The sequence below is a fragment of the Arcicella lustrica genome, assembly GCF_034930985.1.
Taxonomy (GTDB): domain Bacteria; phylum Bacteroidota; class Bacteroidia; order Cytophagales; family Spirosomataceae; genus Arcicella; species Arcicella lustrica.
Genome location: NZ_JAYGIM010000009.1, coordinates 23,743 through 38,145 on the forward strand (window position 1 = coordinate 23,743; position 14,403 = coordinate 38,145).

Genomic DNA, 14,403 nt, shown 5'->3' on the forward strand with positions numbered 1-14,403 from the left:
ATTGCTTTATAATATTGCCCACCGATAAACATTTGCTCTTATGAAAACTCGTATTTTCTTAAGTTTAATGTTATTGATTTGCTTTTGCCTTTCAGTAACGCAAGCTCAAAATATAAATAGGGTAGAGTATTTCATTGACCAAGACCCGGGTTTTGGCAAAGGAACTGCTTTAGTAATTAACCCCAATATTGTGGTGTCGGGTACTTATTCCATCCCGCTCTCATCCATGGAAATTCCAAATGGTTTACATCTTTTGGCAGTAAGAGCCAAAGATGTAAATAATAATTGGAGTGTTACATCAATTAGTACTTTTATGAAAGATAATATAACTTCTGCTACTCCATTGAGTTACATTAGTTATGCTGAGTACTTTATCGACAATGACCCTGGATTTGGTAAAGGAACTACTGTTAATTTAGAAAAAAGTAGTCAGATAAATAACTTTAGTTTCACCATACCTCTTGCTCAAGATTTACCTAAGGGAGTACATTATTTAAATTTCAGGGTTAGAGATTTATCCGGGAAATGGAGTGTAGTTGCTATTAAACCTATTTTTAAAGAAGATAGCCCTTTAGAAATGACTTTATCTAATATTGCTAAAGTAGAATATTTTATTGATAAAGACCCCGGTTTTGGCAAAGGGTATGATGTTGCTTTTACCACTGGAACAAATATTAATAACTTGTCGTTTACAGCTAATTTATCGGGTGTTCTTAGTGGGGAACACCAAATGTTTATTCGTGTAAAAGATACTAAAGGAAATTGGAGTTCCGTTGGTCTTAGAAAATTTACGCTCTGTAATGATGCTACTAGTATAAAAATTAATGTTCCATCTTCAACAACTGTTTGTCAAGGACAATCAATACAATTGAGTGTTCCAAGTGGATATAGATATCAATGGCAAAAAAATGGGAACAATATTTATGATGCTATTGCTAATACTTATCAAGTTACTGAATCTGGTCAATATCAAGTTGCTATTGTTAATAACTCATGCTTGTTTACAAGTAATGCTGTTGATATTGTTGTTACTGCATTTCCAGAAAAGCCAAGTCTCCCTGTAAATTCTGTGGGTATTTGCGCTGGAAACTCAATAGTGCTAGATGCAAATGGATGTGATGGGATTTTGACTTGGTATGATGGAAATAATATTGTAAATAAATTGGTATCGCCATCAGTAACAACTAATTATAGAGCTACTTGTACTAAAAATGGATGTACAAGTGAGAAGAGTGATATTCTGAAAGTAACCGTAAATACATTATTATCAGCACCAATAATTTCAAGTTCTTCAAATGACATTTGTCAAGGAACTACTATAACTTTAACTGCTTCAGGATGCAATGGTATTGTGAAATGGAATGATGATTCCGAGGGAAATACATTAACTGTTAAACCTAATAACACAACAACTTATTCAGCTTTTTGTAAAACTAATAATTGTACCAGTACTAATACATCTATTATTATTAAAGTAAAAAATACAACTGCTAATCAAACGGTTATCAATGCTGATAACCAAACGATTTGTAATGGAAGTACAGTTAACTTAAGCAGTAGTGGTTGTACAGGAAGCATTCTTTGGAGTACAGGTGCCATTACTAAAGATATTACGGTAAGTCCATCTGTTAACACAACTTATTCAGTTATTTGTACACAAAATAACTGTATTGGAACCTCTGTTAACGCTGTGAAAATATCAGTAATTCCTTCGATTACAGCCCTAACAATCTCAGCTAAAGATGTATCTATTTGTAAGGGGAAAAGTACAATTTTAAGTGCTGGCTTTTGCTATGGCGTTACGCAATGGAATAATGGAGATATTGGGAGGAGTATTACGGTAAGTCCTACCATTTCTACTACTTATACTGCTGTCTGCTTGAATAATGGTTGTTCAAGTAGCGTAAGTAATGCTATAAAAATAAATGTTTCTGAATGTGAAAATACAGCTATTTCTATTACTGCTATAGAATATTTCATTGACAAAGATCCTGGTTTAGGAAAAGGGACTAATGTAAGTATAACCAATGCCTCTGCAATTACTAAAGATTTTAATGTTTCTTTGCCAAGCACACTTTCAGATGGAATACATACTTTGTCAGTAAGAGCTAAAGATTCAAAAGGAAGCTGGACTTCAGTTGCTATACGACCATTTGTGAAACAAAGTTTGAGCCAAAGCATTTTATCAACCATTACTCAATTAGAATATTTTTATGATAAAGATCCTGGTTATGGCAAGGGAACACAAATTACTGTTGCAAAACAAAATACTATTGATAACCTAAATATTACTTTACCGATTTCTAGTTCTTTAAGTGATGGATTACATTTTTTAACGATTCGGGCAAAAGATAGTAAAAATAGTTGGGGAGTGTCTGCAACCAAGGTTTTTCTGAAAAATGTAATATCAAATGTTGCACTATCAAATTTAACACAATTAGAGTATTTTGTAGATATTGACCCTGGTAATGGAAAAGGTATTGGAATTCCATTTACATCGGGACAGACATTGTCTAATTTTACATTTGATGTAAGTTTAAAGAATTTGAATTTGAGAGATGGAGAACATTTTCTACAATTAAGAGCGAAAGATAATAAAGGAAATTGGAGTAGTGTTGGAACAAAAATATTCCAATCTTCAAATGAACTTGTTTCGATTGGTTCTGTAGCGAATTCGTATTGCAATCAACAAACAGTAAATATCCCATATACTGTAAAAGGGACATTTGAAAGTGATAATGAATTTATTGTACAAGTTTCAAATTCTGATGGTTTGTTTGGTGACTATCCTACAGAAATTGGTCGTTTAAATTCAAAAATTAATGCATCAATTGCTTCTAGTATTCCTAATATTGTTGGAGATAAATATAGAATTCGCATTAAAAGTACTAACCCTGTTCGTTACAGCGACTCCAAATCTATTGTGTTTAAACAAAAACCTAATAGACCAACCATTTCAAATGGTAGTGCAATCGACTTTTGTAAAGGAGGAAACGTAATTCTATCAGCATCAAGTGATGAGGGCAATATTCATTGGTCAAATGGATTAATATCAACGCAAATCAATGCTAGTAAAGTAGGCGAATACTATGCAATTAGCACTTTGAATGGATGTTCGAGTGATATAAGTAATATTATTACAGTTACAAATAATGTTCCGTCTCCACTGGCTCCTCTTATTAGCTCTACAAATGCAGTAATTTGTTCAGGACAAACTGCGATTCTGAGAGCTACTGGTTGTTTAGGAACAGTGATATGGTCGAATGGTACAAGTGGCATAAATATAAATGTTTCTCCTACTATTACAACTAAGTATAAAGCAATATGTAGTGTTCAAAATTGTATTAGTGATTCAAGTTTAGCAACAACAATCACAGTTTTACCAAAACCAACTCAACCAAAGATTACAGTAAGCAATGTTAGTATTTGTGCTGGTGGAAGTTCAGTATTGACTTCAAGTGCCTGTACAGGTGGAGTTTTAAGTTGGACTGGCGGTTTAACAGGCAATTCAATAACTGTTTCTCCAACAGTTACTAAGACTTATAAGGCACTTTGTACAGTGAATGGTTGCAAAAGTGATTCCAGTTTGGCTACGTCGATTACTGTTATTTCAAAACCAACACAACCCAAAATCACAGCGAGCAATGCCACGGTTTGTGCTGGAAGCAGTTCAATATTAACAGCAACCGCATGTACAGGTGGAACTTTAACTTGGACAGGTGGTCTAACTGGAGTATCCATCACAGTTTCCCCAACAGTTACTAAGACTTATAAAGCACTTTGTACAGTGAATGGTTGCAAAAGTGATTCTAGTTTAGCTACGACTATTACAGTTGTACCTAAACCGATTCAACCTATAATCACTGCGAGAAATTCAAGTATTTGTGTTGGAGGCAGTTCAGTATTAACAGCAACAGCTTGTACAAATGGAGTATTGACTTGGACTGGTGGATTAACAGGCAATTCAATAACAATTTCACCGACCGCTACAAAATCTTATAAAGTACTTTGTACAATTAATGGTTGTAAAAGTGATTCTAGTTTAGCGACAACGATTACAATTTTACCTAAACCGATTCAACCTATAATTACTGCAAGCAATTCAAGTATTTGTGTTGGTGGCAGTTCAGTATTAACCTCAAGTGCTTGTGTTGGAGGGACATTGACTTGGACTAGCGGATTAACAGGCAATTCAATTACAGTTTCGCCAACTTCAACAAGAAGCTATAAGGCTCTTTGTACAATTAATGGCTGTAAAAGTGATTCCAGTTTAGCTACAACGATTACGGTTGTACCTAAACCAACACAGCCAAAAATCACTGCGAGTAATTCAAGTATTTGTGTTGGAGGCAGTTCAATTTTAACCTCAACGGCTTGTACAAATGGAGTATTGACTTGGACTGGTGGATTAACAGGTAATTCAATAACAATTTCACCGACTGCTACGAAATCTTATAAAGTACTTTGTACAATTAATGGTTGCAAAAGTGATTCAAGTTTAGCTACGACTATTACGGTTGTTCCTAAACCTACACAACCTAAAATCACGGCAAGTAATTCAAGTATTTGTGTTGGTGGCAGTTCCGTATTAACCTCAACAGCTTGTACAAATGGAGTATTGACTTGGACAGGCGGATTAACTGGCAGTTCAATAACTGTTTCACCAACAGTTACTAAGACTTATAAAGTACTTTGTACAGTTAATGGCTGTAAAAGTGATTCGAGTTTGGCTTCGACAATTACCGTTACTCCAAAACCTACACAACCAAAAATCACTGCGAGTAATTCAAGTATTTGTGTTGGAGGCAGTTCAATTTTAACCTCAACGGCTTGTACAAATGGAACATTGACTTGGACAGGCGGATTAACAGGCAATTCAATTACTGTTTCACCAACCGCAACCAAATCTTATAAAGTACTTTGTACAATTGGTAGTTGTAAAAGTGATTCAAGTTTGGCGACAACTGTTACAGTAACTTCAAAACCGATTCAACCGAAAATCACTGCGATTAATTCAAGTATTTGCGTTGGGGAAAATTCCGTGTTGACTTCAACAGCTTGTGTTGGAGGGACATTGACTTGGACTGATGGATTAACTGGGAGTTCAATTACTATTTCCCCAACAGTTACTAAGACTTATAAAGTACTTTGTACAATTGGTGGCTGTAAAAGTGATTCGAGTTTGGTAACAACAATTACTGTTACTCCAAAACCAACACAACCAAAAATCACTGCGAGTAATTCAAGTATTTGTGTTGGTGGCAGTTCAGTATTAACCTCAACAGCTTGTGTTGGAGGGACATTAACTTGGACTGGCGGATTAACAGGCAATTCAATAACTGTTTCACCGACATCTACGAAATCTTATAAAGTACTTTGTACAATTAATGGCTGTAAAAGTGATTCAAGTTTGGCTACGACGATTACTGTTGTACCTAAACCATCACAACCAAAAATTACTGCAAGTAATTCAAGTATTTGTGTTGGTGGCAGTTCAGTATTAACAGCAACAGCTTGTACAAACGGAACATTAACTTGGACTGGCGGTTTAACAGGCAATTCAATAACTGTTTCTCCAACAGTTACTAAGACTTATAAAGTACTTTGTACAGTTAATGGCTGTAAAAGTGATTCGAGTTTGGCTTCGACAATTACTGTTACGCCAAAACCAACACAACCAAAAATCACTGCGAGTAATTCAAGTATTTGTGTTGGAGGCAGTTCAATTTTAACCTCAACAGCTTGTACAAATGGAATATTGACTTGGACAGGCGGATTAACTGGCAATTCAATAACTGTTTTACCAACAGCTACGAAATCTTATAAAGTACTTTGTACAATTGGTAGCTGTAAAAGTGATTCAAGTTTAGCGACTACTATTAATGTTTTACCAAAACCAACTCAACCTAAAATCACAGCGAGTAATTCAAGTATTTGTGTAGGAGGAAATTCTGTATTAACCTCAACGGCTTGTACTGGAGGAACATTAACTTGGACTGATGGATTAACTGGGAGTTCAATTACTATTTCCCCAACAGTTACTAAGACTCATAAAGTACTTTGTACAATTGGTGGCTGTAAAAGTGATTCGAGTTTGGTAACAACAATTACTGTTACTCCAAAACCTACACAACCTAAAATCACTGCGAGTAATTCAAGTATTTGTGTTGGTGGCAGTTCAGTATTAACCTCAACAGCTTGTGTTGGAGGGACATTGACTTGGACTGATGGATTAACTGGGAGTTCAATTACTATTTCCCCAACAGTTACTAAGACTTATAAAGTACTTTGTACAATTGGTGGCTGTAAAAGTGATTCGAGTTTGGTAACAACAATTACTGTTACTCCAAAACCTACACAACCTAAAATCACTGCGAGTAATTCAAGTATTTGTGTTGGTGGCAGTTCAGTATTAACCTCAACAGCTTGTGTTGGAGGGACATTAACTTGGACTGGCGGATTAACAGGCAATTCAATAACTGTTTCACCGACATCTACGAAATCTTATAAAGTACTTTGTACAATTAATGGCTGTAAAAGTGATTCAAGTTTGGCTACGACGATTACTGTTGTACCTAAACCATCACAACCAAAAATTACTGCAAGTAATTCAAGTATTTGTGTTGGTGGCAGTTCAGTATTAACAGCAACAGCTTGTACAAACGGAACATTAACTTGGACTGGCGGTTTAACAGGCAATTCAATAACTGTTTCACCAACCGCAACCAAATCTTATAAAGTACTTTGTACAATTGGTGGCTGTAAAAGTGATTCGAGTTTAGCGACGATAATTACTGTTATTCCAAAACCAACACAACCCAAAATCACAGCGAGCAATTCAAGTGTTTGTTTAGGAGGAAATTCTGTATTAACCTCAACAGCTTGTACAAATGGAACATTGGCTTGGACTAGCGGATTAACAGGCAATTCAATAACTGTTTCACCAACAACTACGAAATCCTATAAAGTACTTTGTACAATTAATGGCTGTAAAAGTGATTCCAGTTTAGCTACAACGATTACGGTTGTACCTAAACCAACACAGCCAAAAATCACTGCGAGTAATTCAAGTATTTGTGTAGGAGGAAATTCCGTGTTGACTTCAACCGCTTGTGTTGGTGGAATATTGACTTGGACTGGTGGATTAACAGGCAGTTCCATCACCGTTTCACCAACAGCAACCAAATTTTATAAAGTACTTTGTACAATTAATGGCTGTAAAAGTGATTCCAGTTTAGCTACAACGATTACGGTTGTACCTAAACCAACACAGCCAAAAATCACTGCGAGTAATTCAAGTATTTGTGTAGGAGGAAATTCCGTGTTGACTTCAACCGCTTGTGTTGGTGGAATATTGACTTGGACTGGTGGATTAATAGGCAGTTCCATCACCGTTTCACCAACAGCAACCAAATTTTATAAAGTACTTTGTACAATTGGTAGTTGTAAAAGTGATTCAAGTTTGGCGACAGCTGTTACAGTAACTTCAAAACCGATTCAACCGAAAATCACTGCAATTAATTCAAGTATTTGCGTTGGGGGAAATTCCGTTTTGACTTCAACAGCTTGTGTTGGAGGGACATTGACTTGGACTGATGGATTAACTGGCAGTTCAATTACTGTTTCCCCAACTTCAACAAGAAGCTATAGGGTACTTTGTACAATTAATGGCTGTAAAAGTGATTCGAGTTTGGCTACGACTATTACTGTTGTATCTAAACCTACACAACCTAAAATTACTGCAAGCAATTCAAGTATTTGTGTTGGTGGCAGTTCCGTATTAACCTCAACAGCTTGTACAAATGGAACATTAGCTTGGACTGGTGGATTGACTGGCAATTCAATTACTGTTTCACCAACAGCTACGAAATCTTATAAAGCTCTTTGTACTATTAATGGTTGTAAAAGTGATTCAAGTTTATCTACGACTATTACGGTTGTAGCTAAACCGATTCAACCTAAAATCACTGCGAGCAATTCAAGTATTTGTGTAGGAGGAAATTCAGTATTAACCTCAACTGCTTGTACTGGAGGAATATTAACTTGGACTGGTGGATTAACTGGCAGTTCAATTACTGTTTCACCAACAGCAACCAAATCTTATAAAGTACTTTGTACAATTAATGGCTGTAAAAGTGATTCAAGTTTAGCGACGACGATTACTGTTACTCCAAAACCTAATGCTCCTGTAATCTCTTCAAATGTTACTTGTACAAATTCTGTAACCAAACAATGGGATAAAACGCTTAAAGGAAATGGTTCTGAGAATATCAGAGTAATGCTAAATTTACCTGATGGTGGATATATTATAGGTGGAGAGAACTACTCTGATATTACTAGTAGTCTCGATTATTGGCTTGTAAAAACTGATGCCAAAGGTAACAAAGTTTGGGAAAAAACTTTTGGGGGAACAAAAGATGAAAATCTTGCAAGTATGTTAGCCACTGCTGATGGAGGCTATGTATTATTAGGTATTTCAAATTCAGATATTAGTGCTGATAAATCGGAAGCTTCCAGAGGCACAAATGACTACTGGGTAATTAAAGTCAATGCCAATGGTACTAAGGTTTGGGATAAAACTTTTGGCGGAAATGCTCAAGATACTCCCAAAAGTATAGTAGCTACGGCTGACGGTGGTTTTATTTTGGGTGGACAGTCATTATCTGGACTCAGTGGCGATAAAACAGAAGCATCAAAAGGTACTTATGATTATTGGATAGTAAAAATTAATGCCAATGGCTCTAAAGTTTGGGATAAAACTTTTGGTGGAGATAATGAAGAATATCTTTCTAAAATACTAATTATCACTGATGGAGGATATTTATTGGGTGGTTACTCAAGTTCAGGAATAAGTGGCAATAAATCTGAAACTTCTAAAGGAGCAAGTGATTATTGGATAGTAAAAATCAATGCTAATGGCTCTAAAGTTTGGGATAAAACTTTTGGTGGAAATAGTGTTGAATATTTGGGAGATGTAAGTACAACAAGTGATGGGGGCTTTTTATTAGCGGGAGATTCCTATTCAGGTTTGAGCGGTGACAAAACAGAGCCTTCAAAAGGAGATACTGATTATTGGGTAGTAAAGGTTAATGCTAATGGTCTTAAAATTTGGGATAAAACCTTCGGAGGTAATAGTACAGAATATTTTAAAGCCATAGGTAATACAAATGATGGCGGATATATCTTAGCAGGTTACTCTTTTTCAGGAATTAGCGGTGAAAAATCAGAAGTATCTAAAGGTAATTCTGATTATTGGACAGTTAAAATAGATGCCAATGGTGTTAAAGTTTGGGATAAAGCTTTTGGTGGAAATAACCAAGATCTTCTATCAACTATCATTGTAACAAATGATGAAGGATTTTTATTAGGCGGTATTTCTTGGTCAGGGTTGAGTGGGGACAAAACAGATGTAGGTACTCAGTATCAACTTTGTTGGATAGTCAAAGCTTCAGTTTGCAATCCCAACAATATCTCATCCTCGCAAAAGCCAACCCTCACAGCCACAGGCTGTACAGGTACAGTCACTTGGAGTAATGGTGCTACTGGGAATTCTATTACAGTCAGCCCAAGTACTGCTACTACTTATACTGCTACTTGTACGGTTAATGGTTGTGTAAGTACTGTAAGCAATTCCATTACAGTATCTGTTACAGTAACAAAACCAACTACTCCAACCATTACAGTAAGTAATGCTACTATTTGTCCAGGAACAAATGCCACCTTAACTGCTTCTGCTTGTACAGGTGGAACTTTAACTTGGACAGGTGGTTTAACGGGCAATAGTATCACTGTTTCACCAACAGCTACAAAGACTTACAAAGTAGTTTGTTCTCAAAATGGAATTAGTAGTGATTCAAGTGCTGCGGTAACTGTTACTGTAAATCCAAAACCCACACAACCAAAAATCACAGTAAGTAACGCTACAGTTTGTGCTGGCGGAAGTGCTGTGTTGAGTGCAACCGCTTGTTCTGGTGGGACTTTGACTTGGACTGGTGGCTTGACGGGTGCTTCAATCACGGTTTCACCAACGGCTACAAAATCTTATAAAGCTATTTGTGCAATCAATGGCTGTAAAAGTGATTCTTCACTTGCAACAACTGTTAATGTTTTAGCTAAACCGAATGCTCCTACCATTACATCTAAATCGACAACTGTAAGTTCCGTGGTTAAGCAATGGGAGAAAACTTATGGAGGAAACTGGTATGATAATCTAAGCTGCGTTGTTCCTACTCAAGATGGTGGTTATTTATTAGGAGGTAATTCTTCATCAAATATCATCAGTGGTGAAAAGTCTGAAGATATAGTGGGTGGTTGGATTGTAAAAATTAATGCTGACGGCAATAAGATATGGGATAAAGCTTACAAAGACATTTTTTTAGCTTCAAATGGTGTAATTGGTCTAAGAACAATAATCCCCACTTCTGATGGAGGTTTTTTACTTGGTGCAACTTCTATCAACAATACAGGGGCAATAGATTTCTGGCTTATCAAAATAGATGCCATTGGCAATAGAATCTGGGATAGAATTTTTGGCGGAATAGCAGAGGATTACCTTGTTAAAGTAATAAGTACCTCAGATGGAGGATTCTTAATTGGAGGTTCCTCTTTATCAACAGGTACTAATGGATACCTTGATTACTTAGTAGTGAAAGTTGATGTAAATGGAAATAAACAATGGACTAAGTTTTACGGAGGTGCTGGACATGAAACCCTTTCGAGTATCATAAAAACCTCAGATGGTGGTTATTTATTAGTAGGAGATTCTCACTCAAATATTGGTGGAGATAAATCTGAAAATAGTAAAGGTCTTTATTCTTCCGATTATTGGATTGTAAAAATAGATGCAAATGGAACAAAAATGTGGGATAAAACCTTGGGAGGCGATAACTATGATATGGCTCCAGACGTTGTTCAAACTGCAGATGGAGGTTTTCTACTCGGTGGTAGTTCACGTTCAAGTATCAGTGGTGATAAATCCGAAAATTACAGAGGGGATGTAGGATATGATGATTTTTGGATTGTTAAACTTGATAGCAAAGGCACAAAAACTTGGGATAAAACTTTTGGAGGAATTATGAATGACAAACTTATAAAAATTATGACTACTCCAGATGGAGGATTTTTATTAGGTGGTTCTTCTTATTCGGGCATTAGTTTGGATAAATCTGAGGAAACTCAAGGTCATTGGCTTATCAAAATTGATGCTAATGGGAAAAAAGTTTGGGATAAAACTTTTGGAGGAATTGGAACTGATCCTGGTATATATGACATATCTCCAACCTCAGATGGTGGATATATATTCGGAGGTTCATCAAAGTCTTCCAATCGCCAAATGGATTACTGGATTGTAAAAATCAAAGAAAACAAAACTACTACAACCATTTTTAACGCCACAGGCTGTACTGGTACAGTTACTTGGAGTAATGGTTCAACTGGAAATTCTATCACAGTAAGCCCAAGTACTGCTACGACTTATACAGCTACTTGTACCGTGAATGGTTGTGTGAGTTCGGTAAGTAATTCGATTAAAGTAAGTCCTGATTTGACTACGACTAGCACAGGTTCTATGTACGAGGCTGCTAGGTTGGATGCAAATCAGTCAAAGCCTGATACAAGGATTGAGTTTAAGGTTTTCCCAAATCCTGCTACAGATGAACTAAATGTTGAAACAGATTTAGATGGTGAAGCTACTTTCCAGTTGTATAATATGATTGGTCAGCAAGTTTTAGAAAGTACTTTTGTCAAGAAAACGAAGATTCCATTAATCAACCTTAGTAAAGGTTCTTATTTTTACTTGATTCAATATCAAGAATATCGAAAAACTGGAAAGGTTTTGTTAGAATAAATTATTGTTGGTTTAATTTAGGGTAATCCAAATCTGGGTTACCCTAAATTTTAATAGACTTCTGTTAATAATCCTGACTCATTGGGTGAATCATCAATTCATCAATTACAACATGTTTGGGTGCTTCAAGAATATAAGTAATCGTATCAGCCATGTTTTGTGAAGTTAAATATTGAGCTTGATGTGGGTCGCCTTCTTCACGAGTATGGAAATAAGTATCAACCAAGCCAGAATATACTACCGATACTTTGATGCCGTCTTTGCGAACTTCTTTGCGCAATGCCATCGAGAAAGCATCTTGGGCATATTTTGAAGAGCAGTACAATGAACCACCATCAAAAACTCGTTTGGCAACATCTGATGCAATGTTGATGATGTGTCCTTCGCCAGCAGATTTCATGAATGGAATGGCTTCACGACAAAACAAGAAAGTGCCTTTTACATTGGTTTCATAAATTGAATCCCATTCTTCAGTACTGATGTCGCTAGCTTGTTTGAAAATTCCGAAGCCAGCATTGTTAATCAAAGCATCAATTTTACCAAATACTTCTATTGTTGCAGAAATACATGCTTTTACGAAAACGTCATCGCCTACAGAACCTACGAATATTTCAGCTTTAGCTCCTTTGGCTTCGATTTCACTTTTTAAACTAACAAGTTCGGCTTCGCTTCTGGCTACAAGACTAAGATTTACGCCTTTATTTGCTAATAATAAAGCCAAAGCTCTACCAATACCTTTGCTTGCTCCAGTGACTAAAATGGTTTTATTTTGAAGTGACATATTTTATATTTGTTTATAAAAATTAGTTAAAAGGAATTTCCTCTACATCATAAAATTAATAGAAGCGAAAAATCTTCTTGTCCTTATCAAATAGAATATTTCAGAATAAGCAAAATTATTTTTGAAAGAGCGTTATTAATTATCTTCGATTAAGAACTTTTTTAATGATTCTTTCTGCTGCGATTCTACCTGTTTCAGCACCGCCATTCATAAAACCACCAAACTCTTTACTACAGTGTTCTCCTGCAAATAGTAAATTTCCTAATGGTGTGTCAATATGCTTCAACATCGTAATTCTTTGTCCAGTTTTTAAACATTGATAGCTACCTTTTGAAAAGGGATATTTCGACCAATTAAACTGATTGGTATAACCCGAATAGTTAGCTGTTGCACCTGAAAATGCTTCTTCAATTTTAGGTAAATACGATTCTCCACTTTTACTGGTTACTTCTGCACCATTTTCTCCGCCCAAGAAAATCGTAAAAATAGATTTTCCTTGGTTTTGATTTTGTAGCAAGAAACTATCCCAACCATTTTGTAAATCATCTGCATAAAAAGCACCATTGTAGCCATGCTTACGCCAAACTCTTTCTTTGAATTCCAGAAAACATTTCGCATTGGTACCATAACCTAATCCTTGAATACAGTTTAGTTTTTCTTTACTCATTCCAGATAAAGTATTAATTCCTTCTATATTTTTCAGAATAGTGAATGGAAAGGTCATAATCACAAAATCAGCAAATACTTCTTCTGATTGATTACTAAACTTCAATAAAAATCCTTTGTTTTTGTTGCGAATATGTTGAAGAGCGTGATTGTAATGTATTTTGTTAGGGAATTTTTTCGCAATTTTTTCACAGATTTGATGATTTCCTCCTTTTAGTTTGAAACGCTCGTCGCTTTTTCCAAAAATATCAAAAGTACCTTGTTCTTGCTCGCCAATTAATTCAATGAAGTTGAGCGAAGATTGTACTTCTGTTTCCAACCCATATTCTCCTGTATAAGCCAAAGAAAGTCCCTTTAAAAACCAAGCATCAGTTTCTAAAGATGAAAGGTATTCTTTGAGTGAAGTATAGTCCAAATCAAAATAGTTTTTACCTTGAGCTTTGGCATCGGTCGCTATTTTTTGTCTGATGTTCTGAAAAGATTTAATAGCATCTTTGATATGATACTTCTTGCCATCAATAACAAATAAATCAGAGACTAAAGTATCTTTCTGAGTATCAATTTTTTCAATGCCCAACTCATTTGCCAAGCAAAGCATATCTTCATGATTGCAATCAATAAATTCAGCACCAAGCTCAGTGGTGGCGTTATTTCCGTTGAGTTTATCGGTGTAAATTCTTCCACCAATTCTTCCAGAAGCTTCATAAATAGAAAAATTGTGCGTGAAGTTATTTTTATGAAGTGTATAACCAGCATTTAGCCCTGCAATTCCAGCACCAATAATAGCAATTTTCAGATGAGCGGGAGGATTGGTTACATGAGGGGAAAAAGCATTATTTGCCAGCAAGATTGAACCAGCGCCCATACTTTGTTTAATGAAATCTCGGCGATTACCTTTTTCTGACTGATGTTCAAACCATTCAGCAATTTCATCTATAGGAGGCATTCCCGCTTTATTTGATAAATCGGCTAATGCACTAAGCTTTTGGATGAGATTCAGTAAATGTGTCTTAGCCATAAAGTTTATGTTTTATGAATGAAACAATGAACGAGAATGGGCTAAAATTAAAACTATTTTATTGTAAAGCCATATTTGTTGGATTTTTTGTGA

General features: G+C 35.7%; 3 protein-coding genes. 1 reads left to right on the top strand and 2 read right to left on the bottom strand.

Features of this window, described 5'->3' with window-relative positions; all coding sequences use genetic code 11:
- The first annotated feature begins 40 nt into the window (after nt 1-40).
- Nucleotides 41-11,845 (top strand): T9SS type A sorting domain-containing protein, encoded by an 11,805-nt coding sequence (locus VB798_RS12305; RefSeq protein WP_323258768.1) that lies wholly within the window; start codon nt 41-43, stop codon nt 11,843-11,845.
- 64 nt (nt 11,846-11,909) lie between these two features.
- On the opposite strand, the gene VB798_RS12310 is transcribed toward VB798_RS12305, so the two are convergent.
- On the bottom strand, nt 11,910-12,626 hold the full coding sequence (locus VB798_RS12310; protein WP_323258769.1) for an SDR family oxidoreductase: 717 nt from the start codon (nt 12,624-12,626) through the stop codon (nt 11,910-11,912).
- 139 nt (nt 12,627-12,765) lie between these two features.
- Nucleotides 12,766-14,310, bottom strand: a complete 1,545-nt coding sequence (locus VB798_RS12315) for a flavin monoamine oxidase family protein (RefSeq protein ID WP_323258770.1) — start codon at nt 14,308-14,310, stop codon at nt 12,766-12,768.
- Nucleotides 14,311-14,403: the final 93 nt, after the last annotated feature.